The following is a 19,846-nucleotide window of genomic DNA, read 5'->3' as shown; positions in this document are numbered from 1 at the left end:
TTATTCTTCGCTTAATTTTTCGTAGTGCAGTTGAGGAAGGGGAACTAAAGGAAGTGCAACTTGTTTTGCCACCGCTTTTCCTGATAGTTGAGCAATAATTTCTATCGCAAATTCGAGTGCGCTACCCGGCCCTTGGCTCGTCAGTAAGTTATGGTTAACATCAAAGGTCACTCGCCGGTTACGCCAGCGATCTTGAGAAATCTGATTTTGAAAACTGGGGTAAGCGGTCATGATCGCCTTAGGGTATAACTGATGATGCTCTAAAACCACGGCAGGTGAGGCACAAATGGCGGCCACCAGACGACCATCGTATTTTTGCTGTCTAAGAATTTCGACTAACAAGGTACTATCGCGTAATACTTCCGCTCCCTTGAGCCCACCTGGGAGAACAACAGCGGAAAATTCTTCATCGGCCACATCAACCAGTTGGCACTCGGCTGTCAGTATAATCCCCCGAGATCCAAGCACGTTTAATTGGCCTGAAAAATCGGCGCTGGCGATAATCACTTCATAATCGGCACGACGTAAAATATCAATGATGGTGACCGCTTCTAGTTCTTCTGTTCCAGGAGCAATCGGGACCAATATGCGTTTTTTCATGACGGTATCCAACTTGTTTCTATTGAGCGAATGTGCTGATACAACTTCAGATGCGTTGGCATCATCAGCCCATGCTGCTGAGCTTTTTGCACCACATAGCCAGTGATAAAGTCTATCTCGGTTTGGCGACGATAAACAACATCTTGCTGCATGGAGGAGTAATTTTTTGCCGTTGCTGTGATGACTTGATCAATCGTGTGGGTTAATTCCATTTTATGGCAGGGTATCTGTTCGGCTTGCATGACAGGGATGAGTTCATCGATAAGTTGTTCAATGATTGAGCGATAATGAGGTTGTGCAAGCTCTCCATTGCGGCATTGATGAATCGCGGTGAGTGGGTTGATCACACAATTGATCGCCAGTTTGTGCCACAGCGCGTGAGTAATGGTGTGATTCCAAGTGACAGTGGGTAGTGCGTTATCCAACACTTGTGCTAAAAAAGAACACGGTTCGCCGAGCGGATTATAGGCTCCAAGTTGGGTTATGCCTTGTCCGGTATGCATTACATGGTGAGGTGTTTTTTTCTGAGCGCCGTGTGTTGTGGTGGCGAGAATAACAGGATGTGGGCTGATGTATTTGTCCAAGGTATCCAGCGCTCCCATGCCATTATGCATAAAAATGAGCATGGTCTCTGGCGCTAAGTGAGGAAGTAACGGCGTCAAGGCTTGAGCAACTTGCCATGCTTTAACGGTGATCAATACCGCATCAGCATCAGACAGGGTGGCAGGTTGGTTATAAGCATAAGAGATCGCTGGGTCATCATCTTGAGCGATTGACCACTGCTGACAAGGTTGCGTTCCCCATAGCGCGACACGATGGCCAGAACGTTGTAATTGGTAAGCCCATAAACTGCCAATGGCTCCAGGGCCGAGGATTATTATATTCATCATCTCTTCATAAACATATGTTCTATTCATAGCGAATGAAAATGCTATTTTACCTTCATTATCTATTTCATATCACAGAAGTTAATTGAATTTTCCTTTAAATTACATCAACTATGTGACTTTAAGCTAAATAAGGAAATAAAGTTATGCGATGTAACCGTCTTCTACTTGCCAGTAGTATTGCGCTAGCACTACTGGGATGCAGCCAAAGTGATATCCAGCCCTCTAAAGACAGCGTTTTTGATCTCACTATTGCCCATATTAACGACACACATTCTAGTTTTGATCCTGTCCGTTCTAGTTTTTACATTAATAACCAGCGCGTGTATAACGAATTTGGCGGGCACCCTCGTATTCTAACTAAAGCGAATGAGTATCGAGCAGAAGCGGAAAAACAAAACAACAGCATGTTATTTCTGCATGGTGGCGATGCTTGGCAAGGAAGCGCTTACTTCAAAATCAATGAAGGTGCAATGAATGCAGACATTCTCAGTCGTATGGGGATCGATGCGATGGCATTAGGCAATCATGAATTTGATTTAAACAACAAAAAACTCAATGAGTTTTTAAATCAGATCAATTTCCCCGTACTGGCCGCTAACATTGATGCGAGTATGGATAACGATCTCAAAGATCAAACCAATTTAAAACCTTATGTTATTTATGCTTTTGATGGATTTAACAAGCAACGCATTGATGACGTAAAGCAGCTACCTAAAGACAAACCTCTTGTGGCGGTATTTGGTATCGCGTTGGATGACATGCCGAATATTGCCCCGAATACCGGTGATCTGCAATTTTTTGATATGGTCACTTCAGCTCAAGCTACGGTCAATGAGCTGCAATCGTTAGGGGTGAATAATATTATTGCGGTCACCCATGTCGGGAATGCCGTTGATCTAGATATTGCTAGTAAAGTGGATGGTATTGATCTGATTGTTGGTGGGCACTCACACACTTTGTTGGGAGATTTTACCAATTTAGGATTAAGTAATAATGGCATTTATGCCCAGTTAGTGACCAACCCTAACGGTGCCAGTAAAACCTGTGTCGTACAAGCCGGAGAATTCGCTCAAGCGATTGGGAAAACGAAGGTAAGTTTTGATGCTCAAGGTGAATTAGTTTCGTGTGCAGGACAGAATACCTTACTCAGTAATGATGAATTTTATCATCAAGCGAATCGCCAAACCGAAAGCGCGTTCAGTGACAGCGAAAAAAGCAAAGCCATTCGTTTTATCGAGCGTCAACGTAACATTGCCATTGCCGCCGAACAGGCGCAGTTGAGAAAGCATATTGATTCGCACTATAAACCGGCCGTCGAGCAAGCTTATGGTGAGGTGATTGCCAATGTGCCACAGGAAATTCGTCATGCTCGTCGACCTGGCGATAATAATTCAGATCAGCACGGTTCTCGGGTTGCTCCGATTGTTGCCTTAGGGCAATATTATTGGGCTGCCAGTGATGAAGTGGCTCAAGTCACTGGCATGAAAGTCGATTTTGCTTTAACGGGAGCGGGTGGAATTCGCACCAATATTAGTGAAGGTGAATATCGAGAAGGGGATGTAACGCTTGAAATGCTGCCTTTCGCTAACTTTATGTCGGTTGTGCCAGTGAAAGGCTCGGTGATTAAGGCGTTGATTAGCAAAACGGTCACTGACACATTACCACCAAGTGCGCATGCCGGAAAGTTCCCTTACGGCGGAAACTTGCGTTATGTGTTTGATGAAACGGTTGCACATCAAAAAGGTCAATTATCGCAGATCGAAGTCAATACCGGTTCGTTAGAGCAGCCAGTCTGGACCCCATTGCAGGACGACCAAACCTATAATGTGGCGATGAATAGCTATAATGCCACGGGGAATGATGGTTGGACACCACTGTTTGACGCGCAAAAAACAGAAACCGGTCGAGTGGATTTAGCCTACGTGAATGGAAAATTAACCGCCTTCCCAGTTAGCCATATCGAAGAAGTTGACGGACGCTATCAAGTTCGTTACCAATCTCAACCGCTTAACTGTAAGGCTGAGCATGTGTTGTGTAATACCGATGCGCGTGCCGTCGTGAAATATATTGCTGAACAGCAGCCTATTTTACAAGCATTAGATTATCCGGTCGTGACACTCAATCGAATAAAATAATCACGTAATTTACTCATTAAATAAAAGTGACTGATTAAATAAAAAGCGCCTTTTCTGTATCAGAGAGGCGCTTTTTTATAACGAGCAAAAAATAATCTGCTATTTATTAAATCATTTTTCTTGATGCTGTTATCAATCAATAGTTGAGTATTGGTCATTATTTTGTTCATGAAATAAACGATACGCGACCAAATGAACTGTCTACTTTTTATTGCCATTTGAAAATTTAATATGAGTATTGTTGCGCTTATTTTTGTTACTAAATTTCAATAAAATCAAAGGGAAACGTTTGCTTTTTACTGCTAATTTTTTATTGATGAGAGCTTTATCACGATATTAAGAAAACTTTATCAATTTTGAACTTTATTTTCTTTAGTTAACACATTGTATTTAAAGGGTTTTGTTGTTTCTTGCTTCAGGGTTGTATTTTTTTTGAGCTTTTTATATGAATTTTGATCACAAAAAATAAATATTAATAAGGTTAAAATTGCATTTCATTGTGATGAGACACTCATTTTGTAAGAACCTCTCTTTATAGCAAGGAAAATGGCATGCGAGTAATAAACTCCCGAAAATCAGTGCTACCTTTGGCACTGTCCGCTGTATTTTTAGCTTTACCTATGATGAGCCAAGCAGCTCGAGTTTATAACGCCGAAAATGGCGATTATATGGATGTATTTGGTGAAGTTGGTGTTGGTGGCTATTTCGGCAATAAAACCAAATATAAACAATACCACTCAGATGATTCTTTTATTGATGACACATTCGCTACATTCGGCTCGAAAGGCCGTGTGAGCATTTTTGATTACCGTATCGAATTAGATTACGAGCGTGAAAATTGGCGCGGTGGTACAGGTGATATGGTGCTGCATATCGATAAAGCTTGGCTGGGTTATCGATATAGCCCTTACCACTATGTGGAATTTGGTTTAACGGATACTGCATTTGATGATTATGATGCTTACGGTGATTTAACATTTGATACCGGTGCGGAGACGGGAGAAGCCGGCGACCAAGCTAAAACCATAAAATATGAAGGTAACTATCAGAAGTTTGCCGTAGGGGTTTCTTACAGCTATAAAGGTGAATCTTCATCAGGCCAAGCTCAAGGCAATATTACCAATGGCTATGTGGGTTACTTTGGTGATGAATTTTCAATGGTGCTTGGTGCAGAGCGTCGTAATGGCTCTTCTGGTGAGTCGAAATATGGTTTGTTTAAACTGTACGGTGTTGGATTACGCTATGCGGTGACTGAACAATTGTTACTTGGCCTAAATGGCTTTATTGAATATGAAGAAATCGGTGAGTGTACGACCACTTCCGATCCTTGGGTCGATCCGGCGATTAAAGTCTGTAATCGCTATCAAGAATTTAAGAACCAAGGCGGTTTAGCTTCTTTCCAATATAGCTTGAATGAGCGTTGGGATGTGGTTGGTTCAGTTAACTATGAAGCCTATAAAGATTGGGATAGAGGAAGCCAGCAGTGGGGCGGCGATGTCGAGCTATGGGAAGCGATGGGACGCAGTCGTAGCTTCCAAACTATTGGGGTACGTTATAAACCGAGTCGCGCTTCTGTGATTGAAGTGGAAGGCAATATCGGTGAAGCCTACCAAGATGTTTATGCCAAAGCGAAAGTCTTTTTCTAACCGGCTCTGTGAAGAATCAAGGATATACTTATGAAACATAAAATGTCTCTCCTGGCATTAGCGGTTGGTAGCTCATTGGCCGCCCCCGCGTTTGCCGATATTAATGATATTGTCATTGCACGTTATCTTGAAGGATCGGGCTTTAATAAAGCGATTGAAATTACCAATGTGGGTAGTGATGCGCATACTTTTGAAAATACCGCCTTATATATGGATGGCAATGGTGGTTCCTACTTTCAAGAAATTAACCGCCTCAATGGTGTTACATTGGCTGCCGGAGCTTCAATTGTTATCCACCATAAAGATCTGAATGCGGATATTGCATCGACTATTCCTGCTGGTGCCAAACTTAAAGTGGCTGATGTGAGCTTTAATGGTGATGATGCCTTATTTATTGCTTATCCGATTACCCCATCTTGTGGTGATGAATCTGATTGCAAAATTGATGATGAGGCAAAGAAAACTGAATATCGCAGCAAAACGCATGATATTGTCGGCATCTCTGGTGAAGAATGGGGCAAAGATCAGACCTTCGTACGCAATACCGGCAATGAGTCTAAACCAAGTGCGGTCTTTAAAGCGGATGAGTGGAATTCATCGGCCAAAGATTCACCAGAAGGTTTAGGCTCTGGATTATCCGGCGCAATTATTCCTCCAGAACCGGAAGTCGGTGTTTGTGAAGGACAGACTCTGACACCAACGTATGCGATTCAGGGTGATGGCTGGCATTCACCTATGGTGGATGTCGAGAATAAAAAATACATCAGCGATGGCGAGTATTTTGTTCAAGGTGTGGTGGTGGCAGCAACCACTGGCTTGACCAAAGGTTATTACATCCAAGATAAAGATGGTGATGGCAACGCTAAAACCTCTGATGGGCTACTGGTGACCTTTTCAGGGGCAAAAGACGAGCATGTAGGGCAAACCTTATGTTTCCAAGGTCGAGTTGAAGAGTTTTATGGCCGTACTCAGCTGAAAACCACCGTCAATAAATTCCAAGTGATGGACGCAACGGTCAATAAAATCGCTCCAACCCCTATTACTGTGATTCCTGAATTGGACACTGAAGATGGAAAATTGTCCTTCCGTGCAACACTAGAGCGTTATGAAGGGATGTTAGTTACTTTGCCGGAAGATATGAATTCTGAGCTAGAGGGTAAACAAGATATGCGGGTCAGCCGCACCTTTAGTTTTGATTATGCTCCGCGAAGAAGCAACATGGTGATTGCCTATGAACGGCCCAATATGCATCCGAACCAGTTAGCCGCCGCTGGCTCTGAAGCGTCAAAAGCCGCAATACGTGAAAACCAAGACCGCCGAGTGTTTGTTGAAAGTGATGCAAAAGCGGATAGTGAGATTCCTTACTTCCCAGCTTGGAATGCCAATCCAAACGCCAACGCAATCCGTGTCAATGACAGTGTTGTGGATATGCGCGGTGTCTTAGATTATAGCTATAATGAATACCGATTGATTTTGCCAGAAAGCAGTGATTTTATTGTCACAAAAGCAAACTTTAAATCAAATAATAGTGCGCGACAAAACAAACCGAGTTTACAAACTAAGGTGGCTGCCGATGAGTTTGTATTACGCGTGGGCTCGAAAAACGTATTAAACTTTTTCAACTCGCCATTTAAAGGGGACTATAACTCTCATGGATTAAATCGTGGCGCAGAAAGCCAAGTGGAATTTGAGCTGCAAAAAGCCAAATTAGTTGAAGCGCTATATGGCATGAATGCTGATGTTGTCGGCTTGATGGAAGTAGAAAATAACGGTTTTGGTCACTATGGTGCGATTAAAGAGTTGGTTGATGCGCTGAACGATAAGTATACTGAAGATCGTTATTCCAAAAGACATTATGACAACTACGTAGGCAATCGCTATACCTTTGTTGCTTTTGATACCAATGGTGATCGAATGATCACGGCAGAAGATACCGTAGGTTCTGATGCGATTACTACCGGTTTGATTTATCGTCCGAGTAAGGTGACCTTGGAAGAGGTGGATATTATTCCTATGCCACGTCAAGAAGCCCCCGCATTGACAGACGATAATGGTAATGTGATCACCAATAGTAAAGGCGAATTGATCGGCAGTGGTCGAGCTTACCAACGTGATTCGTTAACGGGAACCTTCTTAGTACATAATACCGGTAAAAAACTAACGGTTTCAGTCAACCATTTAAAATCAAAAGGTTCGGCGTGTTGGGAAGATTTCCAAGTTAAGGATAATAACAACAATCCTATTGATGTCGATAAGCAAGGTAACTGCGAGAACTTCCGTGTTGCAGGGGCCGTTCAATTAGGTGAACAATTAGCTAAACGTTATCCAGATAATGATCGTATCATTATGGGGGACTTAAACTCGTATGCTAAAGAAGATCCTATGCTCGTTTTGACCAGCAATCCGACAAATAAAGTATTGACGGCGGCTCGTGATACTTGGATTGGTAATCAACCTCAATTTGGTTCTAATGGTGCTGTGATTACTCGTTCTTTTGGGTATACCAATGCGGTACACATGATGGATGAGAAGAAAGGTCGCCAGCCAAGCTGGAGTTACTCTTACAACGATGAAATTGGCTCGTTAGACCATATGTTGGTTAGCCCTGGTTTGAAATCACGCGTGGTGGATGCAATTGACTGGAACATTAACAGTTCAGAAACTCCGCTGTTTGATTATCAAAAACGAAATGCTGGTGACAATCCTGGTATTTTCCACGGTACTGATAAAGATTACAGTGCGCCCAAAGTCACCGCCTTCCGTTCATCGGATCATGATCCTGTGATTATGGCGTTATCGTATAAATATGCTGAACCAGGTTCACAGCCAGTGCGCTTTACCATTGATAGTAGCCGAGTCGATATTCCATTTGTTGTCAATGCCGATGCTAAAAAAGACGATAAAGCTTATTTAGTCATCACGAGCGGTTTGAAATCAAATGATAAACCTCAGATCCCTGTGGTTGGCTTGAAAAAAGATGGCCTTCAAACGGTAAGTTTTAACGTGGCGAATTTACCACGTGGTGAATACACCGTTCGCATGTATCTAATGCGTCAAGATGTTGAAGATGATCAAGCCGTTACGAAAGCCAATGACGCTGAAGTAACTTGGTCTGAAGTGGCTGGTTCTAGTAAAGAAATGACGATTGAAGTTGCTAAAACCGATGGTATCAGTACGGGTAAAGTTGCTGTGCCAAGCTATGATGGCTCAGGTTCAGGTGGCTCACTGGGTGGCTTTGGCCTCTTGTCTTTACTGACATTTGGCTGGTTACGTCGCTCTCGCCGTACACACTAACTGAGTAATCTTGTTATTTATAAGCCGCTCTTGGATAGAGCGGCTTTTTCTATTTATGCGGCATAGAGGCTGAGGAGCTTTGGTTTTGTCTTTTTCCGCTATATGATGAGTCCATGGTTCGCACAATTGTAAGCATTCATGTCTCAGCTTGTTGATAAAAAAACCTTTTTAAGTATTTTTACGATTGTTTTTTTGCCGATGTTTTTAGCGGCGGTGGATCAAACATTATTAGCAACGGCAACCCCTGCAATCGTCAGTGATCTGGGAGATATGCAGCTTTCTTCATGGATTGCAGTGGGCTATATGTTGGCGGGGGCGGCCTCGGTTCCTATTTACGGCTGGCTGGGCGATCAATACGGTCGTAAGAAAATGCTGACGATTGCGTTAATCATTTTTGGTGGGGGCTCGGTGGTGAGTGCGCTGGCTGGTCACATGCAATGGCTGGTAGCAGGGCGAATTATTCAAGGGTTGGGCAGTGGGGGGTTAATGAGCCTATCACAAGCCTTAATTGGGGAGTTAGTGGCTCCGCGCCAACGTGCACGCTTCCAAGGTTATTTTTCTTCCTTATTTGCTTTAGCCAGTATTGGTGGGCCGGTGATGGGAGGCGTGATCGTCACTTATTTAACCTGGCATTGGTTATTTTGGATTAACCTACCTTTGATTGGCGTTGCGATTTATCGTTTATCGAAATTGACTTCAACCGTGAATAAGGCGCAGAAAACCGAAATTGATTTTTTCGGACTAATCCTATTTCCGAGTTTAATGACGGTGATTATTTATTGGTTGTCTGCGGGAGGGCACTATTTTGCGTGGGGCTCTTTACTTAGCCTGACCTTACTCGGGGTGTTTCTCGGGTTACTACTGGTGTTCATCTGGCAACAACACTCGGTGAAACATTCGTTTTTACCTTTAGCACTTTTAGTGCGCAAAGAAATTTATATTCCTCTTATTTCGACTTTTTTATTTGCGGCTTGTTTGTTTGCTTTGGTGTTTTTCCTACCTATTTTTTTACAAGTTGGGCTAGGGGTGAATGCCGCGAGAGCGGGGCTACTGTTAATGCCACTTTCTGCAGGAATAATCAGTGGTTCTTATATCACAGGCAAAACCATTGCCTACACGGGAGTACCGAAGTGGTTACCTGTGGTGGGGATGTCGATCACTGGTTTGGGCTTTTTTCTGCTCGCCATGATAGATCCTACACCTTATTGGGTTAGTGGACTGGCATGTTGTTGTGGGCTGGGGCTAGGTTCGGTGATGCCTTCAACGCAAGTGCTGATTCAAACCCTCGCTGGCAGAGAGAGTTTAGGACGAATCACTTCAATGGCAGCCCTGTCACGTTCACTGGGGGCATCAGTAGGAACGGCGGTATTTGGCAGTTTGATTTACTCACAAATCCCCGGTTTTAATGCACAAAGTTCGTTGCAAACATTATTAGATACCCCACAATCGGTGATTATTCACGCTTTTCAAACGGGGTATTTATTGGCGGCAGGTTTGGCATTTTTATGTGTGCTGAATGCGCTGCGTGCACCGCACATTCAATTGGATGATTATAGTTAGCTGGATAAAATAAACCCCAGAACGTTATGTCTGGGGCTTTTATTAAGCAAGGCCTTGAATCACGACGAATTTTTCTAATAGCTGTTCTTCGGTTTCAATATGCTCGGGGTCAGTGATAATGCAATTGGTGATAGGACAAACCGATTGACACGTTGGCTTGTCGTAATGCCCTTTGCATTCAGTACATAAATCGGGGTTGATCTGATAAAGATCATCCCCCATCGAAATCGCATGGTTTGGGCATTCCGGTTCACACATGTCACAATTAGTGCATTTGGCTGTGATCAAAAGCGCCATAATTATTTACCTGTTGGATTACGCGTATCTTGACCGACGTTTAAGTTGCGCATCAGTAGAGCATAGTCAAGGTTCAAATCGTCTGGTACCGGAATAAACACAAAGTGACCGTTACCTTTTGCATCATCAATAGATTCGGCTTTACGGTTTTCCATACTTTCAAGGGTAAAGACGACATTGCCTTTCGGTGTCATCAATTCTAGGCTATCACCGACGCAGAATTTGTTCTTCACTTCAACTTCAGCCAGGTGGCCACGACGTTTTCCGGTAAACTCACCGACAAACTGTTGGCTGTCAGAGACCGAGTAACCATAGTCGTAATTTTGATAAGCATCATGGGTATGGCGGCGCAAGAAACCTTCGGTATAACCGCGATGCGCTAAGCTCTCAAGGGTTCCCATTAAACTTTCATCAAATGGTTTGCCGGCTACCGCATCATCAATCGCTTTGCGATACACTTGCGCCGTCCGAGCGCAGTAGTAGAACGACTTGGTACGGCCTTCAATTTTTAAAGAATGCACGCCCATTTGAGTTAAGCGCTCAACGTGTTGTACTGCGCGTAAGTCTTTCGAGTTCATGATGTAAGTACCATGTTCATCTTCATAGGCGGCCATTTTTTCATCTGGACGATGGCTTTCTGAAAGCAGAACCACTTCATCACTTGGCTTACCTAACCCAATGGTATTGTCTGGGCGTTCGCTCTGCACTTCAATCGGTTGAGCCGCGTTGGGATCGAATTGTTCAACAATTTGTCCAGTCTCATCTTCTTTGCCTTGCTCAACTTTGTATTCCCAACGGCAAGCATTGGTGCAAGTGCCTTGGTTTGGATCGCGTTTATTGATGTAACCCGAAAGAAGGCAGCGACCAGAATAGGCCATGCACAGTGCGCCATGAACAAAAATTTCGATCTCCATCTCTGGGCATTTTTCACGAATCTCTTCAATTTCTTCTAAAGAGAGTTCACGCGATAAAATCACCCGTTCAACCCCTTGAGTTGACCAAAATTTCACGGTTGCCCAGTTGACGGCATTGGCTTGTACCGAGAGGTGAATCGCCATTTCTGGGAAGGCTTCTCTAACCATCATAATCAGGCCGGGATCAGACATAATTAATGCATCTGGGCCCATATCAATGACCGGCTTTAAGTCACGAATAAAGGTTTTTAATTTGGAGTTATGGGGCTGAATATTACATACCACATAGAACTTCTTACCTTGAGCATGCGCTTCGTTAATGCCGATTTGTAGGTTTTCGTGGTTAAATTCGTTATTACGCACCCGTAAGCTATAGCGAGGCTGGCCCGCATAGACGGCATCAGCACCATAGGCAAAGGCATAACGCATATTTTTAAGGCTACCCGCTGGTGACAGTAGCTCTGGAACGAAGGGGGTTTTTATACTCATCATTTGTTTCTCAATCTGATCTCAAGTCAGGCCAATACCACCTGATGGTATTGGAAAAGGCGCAAATTTTACGCTAAAAAGCATAGCCTGACTATAGTTCGCGAGAGAAAGCGAGCGAATAAAGAAAAATCATCACAAAGGAGAGGCTCTTGGTTGCAAGAGCCTGAATTGACATTAAGCGTCAGCGTGAGGAAGCCCGCCGAGTACGTCAAATAAATTAGGAAGAAATACCGAAAATTCACCACACATTAATGAGAAATCGGCATCAAAGCGAGCGGCTTGATCGTCTCTGGGGATATCTTCATTTTGATCTTTCAGCTCATCACTGAAGGCTAAGCGTTTTAAGCTACAGTCGTCTGCTAGAATAAAGCTAATTCTATCTTGCCAGTTGAGCGCAAGTTTAGTGACTACTTTGTTGGCCTGAATATGGCTGAGGATCTCATCACTCGATAGCTCTTGTTTCTTACAACGAATGGTCGCACCATCATCAAGAATGGATTTTAGCTCAGCTTCATCAAGTAAGTTAAAGCCCTGTGGCAAGTTGCCTTCTTTAACCCATTGAGTCATGGTGGTTTCCACCGCAACTTCAGGGATCGCAGGCACCACCGGTAAACTGCCCATGGTTTTACGCAGTAGTGCTAGCACGTCTTCGGCTTTTTTATAACTACTCGCATCAACGAGAACTAGGCCCGCTTTAGGCATAATTAAAACGTACGTATAGTGGCTACGGCTAAACGCTCGCGGCAGCAGATCGATGACGATCTCTTCTTTTAAGTTGTCTTTTTCTTTTTTCTTCAGTGGGCGGCCTTCTTCGACCTCCAGACTTTCAACTTTGGCACTTAACGACTCTTTGATCACCGATGCGGGTAACATTTTTTCTTCTTTTTTCGCACAGATCAAAATGCGATCTTCACTAACATGGGTCATCATGTCGCCATGTTTACCCAGTGCATGGACCCAGCCAAATTTTTGTTTATCTTGGCTGGAGCAGGGGGTAAAACGAAACTCGGCCAGTTGCTGTTCCAGTTGATCGGCATTGAACTGGATATCACGATTCACACGATAAACCATACAGTTTTTAAACCACATATTACCCTTCTTTCTCTTGTTGAAAATTTTGTCATCATAGGGGATTTTCAACTTAAAGTCTTACCGAATTGTGAAAAAACCACAGAGGATTGGTTTTGTGTCACATGGAACTGAATTGGTGACGTTTATATTAAAATTTGTTTGCAATGGTCACAAAAGTGTCATAAATATTTCCCATAATGCATAATGTTGATTAATAACAAAGGTTATTTAATTATGTCGAGAAGGATTCTGGTGGTTGAAGACGAAGCGCCGATTCGTGAAATGCTGTGCTTTGTTCTTGAACAAAAAGGCTATCAGGCGGTGGAAGCAGAAGATTACGATACCGCGGTCAGTAAATTAGCCGAACCGTTTCCAGACCTTGTGCTGCTTGACTGGATGTTACCGGGGGGCAGCGGTATAAACTTTATTAAACACATGAAGCGAGAAGAGCTTACCCGAAATATTCCGGTTGTGATGTTAACGGCGCGTGGTGAAGAAGAAGATAAAGTTCGTGGTTTGGAAGTGGGCGCAGATGATTACATCACCAAACCTTTTTCACCTAAAGAGCTTGTGGCTCGGTTAAAAGCGGTCATTCGCCGAGTTACGCCAACGGCGTTGGAAGAGGTGATTGATGTGCAAGGGCTGAAGTTAGATCCGGTTTCGCATCGGGTGACCGCCAATGATCAGCCGTTGGAGATGGGGCCAACAGAATTTAAGATGCTACACTTTTTTATGACCCACCAAGAGCGGGTGTATAGCCGTGAGCAATTGCTGAATAACATCTGGGGCACGAATGTCTATGTGGAAGATAGAACGGTCGATGTGCATATTCGGCGTTTACGTAAAGCGTTGGAAGAGGCGGGGCACGATAAACTGATTCAAACGGTACGTGGCGCAGGTTATCGTTTTTCAATAAAAGCTTAATAAGATCAACGATGGAGTATTATGGTTGAGCGTTTGACTTGGAAGAAGCTGGCTTGGGAGCTGGCTTTTTTTTATCTGCCTTGGGTGGTGGTCGGGTGGTTTTTTGGCCATATGCCTTGGTTGCTGCTGGCGGCAACAGTGTTGCAACTGGTTTGGCATTTGCACAACCAAGTGCGTTTTTCTGCTTGGTTATGGGATGAGAAGCGCTTAACCCCTCCCTCGGGGTCTGGTAACTGGGAATCGCTGTTTAATGGCATTTACCGTTTGCAGCAACGTCAGCGCAAAAAACGCAAAGAACTCACCAATTTAATTCGTCGTTTTCGCAATGGGGCTGAATCATTACCTGATGCCGTGGTGGTTTTTCGTTCGGAAGGCAATATTGTGTGGTGTAACCGCTTAGCGCAGTATCTGCTTGGCTTTCGTTGGCCAGATGATGCAGGGCAGCCAATCACCAACTTGATTCGTACGCCCGATTTCATTAAATATTTAACAAAAGATGACTTTTCTGAACCGCTGACTATGCGTTCTCCCCTTAATGTCGAGCGATCACTTGAATTGCGTATTGTCCCTTATACCGAAGGAGAACATTTGATGGTGGTGCGTGATGTGACTCAGTTAAAGCAATTAGAGGGCATGCGGCGCAACTTTTTTGCTAACGTTTCTCATGAATTACGCACGCCGATGACGGTTTTGCAAGGGTATTTGGAGATGACCGAAGATCCCGATTTACTGGTTGGGCCGATGTGGACTAAAGCGCATGGTGTGATGACTGAACAGTTGAATCGAATGTCGAGTTTGGTGAATCAATTGCTGACTTTATCGAAAATAGAAGCTTCGCCCATTCATGAATTAGATCAAGTGGTCGATGTGCCTACGATGCTCGAAGTGCTGGAAAAAGAAGCGGTAAGTTTAAGTGGAGAGCATGCTCACAAGATTCATTTTGTGGTCGACAAGCAATTAAAAGTATTGGCAGATGACGATCAGCTACGCAGTGCGATATCTAACTTAGTGTATAACGCGGTGAAATATACCCCACCGGGTGCTGAAATCAATGTGCGCTGGTTTGAAAGTTCACAGGGGGCTTGTCTTGAAGTGCAAGACACGGGTGAAGGTATTGAGCCACAACATTTGCACCGCTTAACTGAGCGTTTTTATCGGGTCGATAAAGCACGTTCTCGTGATACCGGAGGCAGTGGCTTAGGGTTGGCAATTGTGAAGCATGCATTATCTCACCATGATTCGCATTTAGATATTCACAGTGAAGTGGGGGTCGGAAGCCGTTTTTCTTTTGTTTTACCGAAGCGCTTGGTGGTGCGATGAGATTGGGTCGATTACTGATATTGGTTTTTTTGAGCCTGCAAACTAGTCTGGGGTATGGTCAGGAGCTGACTAGCTATCAGAAAACAAGCGGGGTTGCTGGGAGTTTACTGTCGGTCGGATCTGATACTTTAGCGGGGGTGATGACCTTATGGGTAGAAGAGTTTAATCGGTTATATCCGAATGTTAATGCGCAAGTACAAGCCTCCGGATCCTCTACCGCGCCCCCTGCATTAACCGAAGGAACGGCACAATTTGGCCCCATGAGCCGCCCAATGCGAAATCGAGAAATTGAGGCGTTTGAGCGAGCCTACGGATACCAACCGACCGAGTTACGGGTGGCCATTGACGCGGTGGGTCTATTTGTTCATCGTGATAATCCAATCGAAGGGCTTAACTTTGCTCAGCTTGACCGTATTTTTTCCAGTACCTTACGCTGTGGTGCGAGTCAATCGGTAGAAAATTGGTCACAGTTAGGGCTTTCTTTTCCTTGGGCTAAGCGTCGTATGCAACTATTTGGACGTAATTCAGTGTCTGGAACCTACGGCTACTTTAAACAACAAGCTTTGTGTGGTGGGGATTTTAAAGCAAATGTGAATGAGCAACCCGGTTCGGCATCGGTTGTGCAGGCGGTGGCTTCATCGATCAATACACTTGGTTATTCAGGCGTTGGATATCGCGTTTCTGGCGTGAGGTTAATTCCTGTTGCTCGGCAGGGGCGTGACTATGTTGATCCGACGCTCGATAATATTTTATCCGGTCGTTATCCGCTCTCACGTTACTTGTATGTGTATATTAATAAGCATCCAGCACGCCCTTTAACCCCAGTTGAACGTGAATTTATTCGTTTTATTTTTTCCAAACAAGGGCAAGCATTAGTCAGTAAAGATGGTTACTTACCGATTTCTGCTCAGTTGGCTGAACAAGAGTTGGCGAAAGTCGGTATTAAGTAGTCGGTGTGCTGTTGCTCCTTTAAAAGGTTAGAGTCCAGCCAACGTGACGCCAATATGCCTGCTCACAAATTAGATCGGCGTGCAGAAGTTTATTGTTTTCTAACCAGTGGTTTTCAGTGCTGGATAACTGCCATTCACCATCGTCAACAATTAAATGCAGATCCGGGAGTGGATCATCATTTCGCTGACCATTAACCACAATGGCTAAACGTAAAACCTGAATTAAGCCAATAATATGATTTTTCTTAAATAAGCTAAACTCACTCATTTCTCCCAATTTGAGCGCTTTACGTTGAAAACGGGCTAGCGTAGCGAGTACACGTTGTTGCTCACTATTAAACCCAGGCATATTGGTGTGCTGTAAGATATAAGCTGAGTGGCGGTGAAACGCTTGTAAATTGATGCTTAACCCGACTTCATGCAACAAGGCTGCCCATTCCAAAAGAGAAAATAGCTCACTGTTATGTTTTAAGCCTAAACTCTCGCTCACTTGAGCGAGAAACTCTTTGGCATAGCCTTTGACTTTAGCGGCATGCTCTAAGTCGACTAGGTGTTTGCTGGCAAGATGTTCGGTGGTACGAAGCCGGATATCGGTGTATTTAAAGCGCTCTTCCATTTCATACAGTAGGCCTTCGCGCAATGCGCCATCGGAAAAATTCATTGCTTTCATGTTCAAGGCGCTAAAAATGGCGGTTAAGATAGCAACCCCTGCGGCAAATACCGGTTTTCTATCCTCGGTGAGGCCTTCCAATTGAATTTCATCAATATGGTGCCACTCACATAGTTTATCGGTCAGTTTATTTAATCGTTGCTGGGTGATGACGCCATCTTCGGCACCTAACCCGGCCAACACTTCATTGATGGCTTTGATGGTTCCTGATGAGCCAAACGCGACTTGCCAGCCTTTTTTGCGGTATTTACTGGCGATAGATTCGAGTTTTTGCTCTGCGGCTAGAATCGCTTGAGCAAATTTTTTCTTGGAAAGCTTACCATTGGTAAAAAAACGCTCGGTATAGCTGACACACCCCATTTGTTTACTATTGACTAACTCTGCTTCAAAGCCCTTTCCTATCACCAGCTCTGTGCTTCCTCCACCAATATCTATGACTAACATTGAGTCAGCTTGGGGTTGAGTATGGGCGACACCGAGATAAATCAGGCGAGCTTCTTCACTACCAGGGATGATTTCGATCGGGAATGGGATCACATCACGGGCACGCTGTAAAAAAAGGTGTGCGTTATTGGCTTGGCGAAGCGTATGGGTTGCAGCAATGCGTACATTATCAGAAGTAAAGCCTTGCAGGCGTTCAGCAAACATGGCTAAACACTCAAGCCCTCGCTCCATGGCAGCATGATCTAAGTTTTTTTGTTCATCGAGGCCAGCGGCTAAACGAACACGTTGTTTATGGCGACTGATCAGTTGCAAATCTTGCTCGACGACTTTTGCGACCACCATATGAAAACTATTTGAGCCTAGATCAATCGCAGCGATTTCACGGCTTGTTGGTGGTTCTAAGACGTTATCTAGTGGTGCTGTATTCATGCTGCTCTAGGTGTCCTTTGCTTTTGCGCGTCTCTCTTTCTATCTGTTTAAGATAGTCATAAATTGCTAATTGTGAGCGAATTTTCTTACGATTGCCCCGTTTGACATAGCGATTGCTCATTTCTTTGTCGATAACGCGAGCTTTTACCGTATCGGTAAACTGGATATTGAGGATATCGATAATTCGCTGTTTTAAGCGAGCATCTCGCACTGGAGCGGTCACCTCGATTCTATGATCGAGGTTACGCGTCATCCAGTCAGCGGATGAAATATAGACTAATGGATTCCCCTCGTTGTGAGTAATGAGCACTCGCGGGTGTTCTAAGAAGCGATCAACAATACTGATGATAGAGATGTTATCACTGACACCCGTGACACCGGGAACGAGTGAACACATTCCTCGAATAATCATTTTAATGTGAACACCAGAGCTACTTGCACCATACAGTTTATTGATCAATCCCTTATCGACTAAGTTATTCACTTTAATGATAATTTCGGCTTTTTTGCCTTGTTTAGCATTGGCGATTTCGGCATCAATTAATCGATACAACTGCGTTCGGCTATTGCGTGGAGAAACTAACAAATGGTTAAATTTAACTGGGCGAAATGGATTTTCAATATAACCAAAGACGTTACGGACTTCAGTGGTGAGTTCTTTATCTGCGGTAAGTAGCGAGAAGTCAGTATAAATACGTGCGGTTTTTTCATGAAAATTTCCGGTGCCAATATGGGCGTAGCGGATGAGTTCTTTCTCTTCCCGACGAGTAATCAACAGTAATTTAGCGTGAATTTTCATCCCTGGGACACCAAAGATGACGTTAACTCCTGCTTCTGTGAGTACGCGAGACCACTCAATATTGGCTTCTTCATCAAACCGAGCTTGTAGTTCGACCACCACCACGACGCGTTTTCCATTATGTACGGCATCAATTAATGAGTTCATTAATCGTGAATCTTTTGCGACGCGATAAATATTAATTTTTATGCTGATGACCTTCGGGTCAAAGGAGGCTTGCCGCACGAGTTCAGTGATGTGTTCAAAGGTATGATAAGGGTAGTGCAGTAAAATATCTTGCGCTCGAATTGCATCAAAGGCATTGAGATACCCATCGAAATCGGCACATTTTAGCGGCGGTAAAGGGCGGTTTTCTAGGTAGTCACGTCCGACATTCGGGAAGGCAATGAAGTCTTTAAAGTTATGGTAGCGACCACCGGGTAATAGACTATCATAATGGGATATTTTCAGTTTTTCACATAGGAAGTTGAGCATCGCCTGTGGCATTTCTCGCTCATAGACAAAGCGCACAGGCATGGCGGTTAAGCGTTGGCTTAACCCTTCGGAAAGCTGCTCTAATAAACTGTATTCGACTTCTCGACTTAAATCGTACTCCGCATCACGAGTCATTTTCATCGCATAGCCCGCGAGGGTATCGTAGTCGAAAAAACCACGGAAAATGTCGTCTAAACAGTAGCGGATGATATTATCTAATAAAATAATCGTTTTGCGCCCTTTGCCTTTTTGCTCGGGTACCATAACAAAACGAGGCAGATGATCGGTCGGGATTTCAATAAGCGCATAGCTTGAGTGTTCACCTTTTTTAAGGTCCACAGCAATATAGGCGTATTCATCTTTTAGAAATTGTAAAACATCAATATCGTCGCGCATCAGCAAAGGCGTAATATGAGGTAGTACCTGTTTATAAAAATATTTACTGATCCACCGTTGTTGAACACTATCGAGCTGGGTTTCATTGACTAAAAAAATTCGTCGCCGAGCCATTTCGAGAATGATGTCATTATAGAGGTTGTCAAAGTCTTGATTGAGTTTAAAGGCTTTATTTTGCATCCGTGTTAACAAATGCTTTGAGGTGTCTTTCACCCCTTGTTCTCGGTGGATTAAAATGCGCCTTTTAACATCTGAGAAACGTACCTTGTAAAATTCATCTAAGTTATTGGAGAATATGCCTAAAAACCGAATTCTTTCGACTAAAGGAACGCTTTTATCTGCGGCTTCTTGTAAGACGCGTTCATTAAACGAGAGCCAACTTAACTCTTTATCGATATACAGCTTTTCCGTGCTCATTCATCTTGTCCTTCACGACGGTTCGTTACTTTTATTTTATGCAAACTAAGTAAGTTATATGACACATTTATTGCAAAACACGTTAGTATGTAGAGTTGTTTTATTTTCAGTCGGTTATTGTGATCTG

General features: G+C 43.8%; 14 protein-coding genes. 7 read left to right on the top strand and 7 right to left on the bottom strand.

What is annotated here, in order from left to right; genetic code table 11:
• Window positions 1-600, bottom strand: coding sequence for a DJ-1 family glyoxalase III (locus FKN05_RS06710; RefSeq protein WP_099611874.1), 600 nt, complete (start codon window positions 598-600; stop codon window positions 1-3).
• Window positions 597-1,487, bottom strand: coding sequence for a 2-dehydropantoate 2-reductase (gene panE / locus FKN05_RS06705; RefSeq protein WP_170887143.1), 891 nt, complete (start codon window positions 1,485-1,487; stop codon window positions 597-599). Before panE ends, FKN05_RS06710 begins: the two co-directional genes overlap by 4 nt.
• 146 nt (window positions 1,488-1,633) lie before the next feature.
• Between panE and FKN05_RS06700 the strand changes: the two genes are divergently transcribed.
• The 4 genes from FKN05_RS06700 (at window position 1,634) to FKN05_RS06685 (ending at window position 10,125) form a co-directional block, all read left to right on the top strand.
• A complete protein-coding gene (locus FKN05_RS06700) occupies window positions 1,634-3,625 on the top strand; it encodes a bifunctional metallophosphatase/5'-nucleotidase (RefSeq protein WP_099611875.1) in 1,992 nt (663 codons plus the stop codon).
• A 551-nt stretch (window positions 3,626-4,176) separates the two neighbouring features.
• Window positions 4,177-5,271, top strand: coding sequence for a porin (locus FKN05_RS06695; RefSeq protein ID WP_245869332.1), 1,095 nt, complete (start codon window positions 4,177-4,179; stop codon window positions 5,269-5,271).
• Between the two features lie 30 nt (window positions 5,272-5,301).
• Window positions 5,302-8,565 (top strand): ExeM/NucH family extracellular endonuclease, encoded by a 3,264-nt coding sequence (locus FKN05_RS06690; protein ID WP_170887142.1) that lies wholly within the window; start codon window positions 5,302-5,304, stop codon window positions 8,563-8,565.
• Between the two features lie 138 nt (window positions 8,566-8,703).
• Window positions 8,704-10,125 carry an MDR family MFS transporter gene (locus FKN05_RS06685; RefSeq protein ID WP_170887141.1) on the top strand — a complete coding sequence of 474 codons (1,422 nt, stop codon included), beginning with the start codon at window positions 8,704-8,706 and terminating at the stop codon, window positions 10,123-10,125.
• Between the two features lie 42 nt (window positions 10,126-10,167).
• Here the strand turns inward: FKN05_RS06685 and FKN05_RS06680 are convergent, their stop codons facing one another.
• The 3 genes from FKN05_RS06680 to rdgC all read right to left on the bottom strand — a co-directional run bounded on the left by FKN05_RS06680 (window position 10,168) and on the right by rdgC (window position 12,914).
• Complete coding sequence (locus FKN05_RS06680) at window positions 10,168-10,422, bottom strand: YfhL family 4Fe-4S dicluster ferredoxin (RefSeq protein WP_099611877.1); 255 nt, start codon at window positions 10,420-10,422, stop codon at window positions 10,168-10,170.
• Between the two features lie 2 nt (window positions 10,423-10,424).
• Window positions 10,425-11,825 carry a prephenate-dependent tRNA uridine(34) hydroxylase TrhP gene (trhP, locus tag FKN05_RS06675; protein WP_099612033.1) on the bottom strand — a complete coding sequence of 467 codons (1,401 nt, stop codon included), beginning with the start codon at window positions 11,823-11,825 and terminating at the stop codon, window positions 10,425-10,427.
• 174 nt (window positions 11,826-11,999) lie between these two features.
• The gene (gene rdgC, locus FKN05_RS06670; RefSeq protein ID WP_099611878.1) at window positions 12,000-12,914 is read right to left on the bottom strand and encodes a recombination-associated protein RdgC; all 915 of its coding nucleotides are present in this window, start codon (window positions 12,912-12,914) and stop codon (window positions 12,000-12,002) included.
• Window positions 12,915-13,130: 216 nt separating this feature from the next.
• On the opposite strand from rdgC, the gene phoB reads away from it, so the two are divergent.
• From phoB to FKN05_RS06655, 3 genes are read left to right on the top strand one after another with little or no spacing between them, the layout of a single operon-like run.
• Entirely contained in the window at window positions 13,131-13,820 is a 690-nt protein-coding gene (phoB, locus tag FKN05_RS06665; protein WP_099612034.1) for a phosphate regulon transcriptional regulator PhoB, read from the top strand.
• Window positions 13,821-13,841: 21 nt separating this feature from the next.
• Window positions 13,842-15,140, top strand: coding sequence for a phosphate regulon sensor histidine kinase PhoR (phoR, locus tag FKN05_RS06660; protein ID WP_099611879.1), 1,299 nt, complete (start codon window positions 13,842-13,844; stop codon window positions 15,138-15,140).
• Window positions 15,137-16,090, top strand: coding sequence for a PstS family phosphate ABC transporter substrate-binding protein (locus tag FKN05_RS06655; protein WP_099611880.1), 954 nt, complete (start codon window positions 15,137-15,139; stop codon window positions 16,088-16,090). The genes phoR and FKN05_RS06655 overlap by 4 nt, the downstream gene beginning before the upstream one ends.
• A 19-nt stretch (window positions 16,091-16,109) precedes the next feature.
• On the opposite strand, the gene ppx is transcribed toward FKN05_RS06655, so the two are convergent.
• Both ppx and ppk1 read right to left on the bottom strand, forming a co-directional pair.
• Entirely contained in the window at window positions 16,110-17,633 is a 1,524-nt protein-coding gene (ppx, locus tag FKN05_RS06650; protein WP_099611881.1) for an exopolyphosphatase, read from the bottom strand.
• Entirely contained in the window at window positions 17,611-19,719 is a 2,109-nt protein-coding gene (gene ppk1, locus FKN05_RS06645; RefSeq protein WP_099611882.1) for a polyphosphate kinase 1, read from the bottom strand. The genes ppx and ppk1 overlap by 23 nt, the downstream gene beginning before the upstream one ends.
• Between the last annotated feature and the right edge of the window lie 127 nt (window positions 19,720-19,846).

This window comes from Vibrio sp. 1-1(7) (assembly GCF_013048485.1).
In the GTDB taxonomy this organism is placed as follows: Bacteria; Pseudomonadota; Gammaproteobacteria; order Enterobacterales; family Vibrionaceae; genus Vibrio; species Vibrio fujianensis.
Note: the sequence above shows the minus strand (reverse complement) of the source record. Positions and strands in the feature narration are given on the sequence as shown.

Bases quoted from the DNA above. Each gene is read 5' to 3' on its own strand.
- panE (WP_170887143.1), bottom strand. From the start codon at position 1,487: ATGAATATAATAATCCTCGGCCCTGGAGCCATTGGCAGTTTATGGGCT.
- FKN05_RS06710 (WP_099611874.1), bottom strand. From the start codon at position 600: ATGAAAAAACGCATATTGGTCCCGATTGCTCCTGGAACAGAAGAACTA.
- FKN05_RS06680 (WP_099611877.1), bottom strand. From the start codon at position 10,422: ATGGCGCTTTTGATCACAGCCAAATGCACTAATTGTGACATGTGTGAA.
- ppx (WP_099611881.1), bottom strand. From the start codon at position 17,633: ATGAATACAGCACCACTAGATAACGTCTTAGAACCACCAACAAGCCGT.
- phoR (WP_099611879.1), top strand. From the start codon at position 13,842: ATGGTTGAGCGTTTGACTTGGAAGAAGCTGGCTTGGGAGCTGGCTTTT.
- phoB (WP_099612034.1), top strand. From the start codon at position 13,131: ATGTCGAGAAGGATTCTGGTGGTTGAAGACGAAGCGCCGATTCGTGAA.
- rdgC (WP_099611878.1), bottom strand. From the start codon at position 12,914: ATGTGGTTTAAAAACTGTATGGTTTATCGTGTGAATCGTGATATCCAG.
- trhP (WP_099612033.1), bottom strand. From the start codon at position 11,825: ATGAGTATAAAAACCCCCTTCGTTCCAGAGCTACTGTCACCAGCGGGT.
- ppk1 (WP_099611882.1), bottom strand. From the start codon at position 19,719: ATGAGCACGGAAAAGCTGTATATCGATAAAGAGTTAAGTTGGCTCTCG.
- FKN05_RS06690 (WP_170887142.1), top strand. From the start codon at position 5,302: ATGAAACATAAAATGTCTCTCCTGGCATTAGCGGTTGGTAGCTCATTG.
- FKN05_RS06685 (WP_170887141.1), top strand. From the start codon at position 8,704: ATGTCTCAGCTTGTTGATAAAAAAACCTTTTTAAGTATTTTTACGATT.
- FKN05_RS06700 (WP_099611875.1), top strand. From the start codon at position 1,634: ATGCGATGTAACCGTCTTCTACTTGCCAGTAGTATTGCGCTAGCACTA.
- FKN05_RS06655 (WP_099611880.1), top strand. From the start codon at position 15,137: ATGAGATTGGGTCGATTACTGATATTGGTTTTTTTGAGCCTGCAAACT.
- FKN05_RS06695 (WP_245869332.1), top strand. From the start codon at position 4,177: ATGCGAGTAATAAACTCCCGAAAATCAGTGCTACCTTTGGCACTGTCC.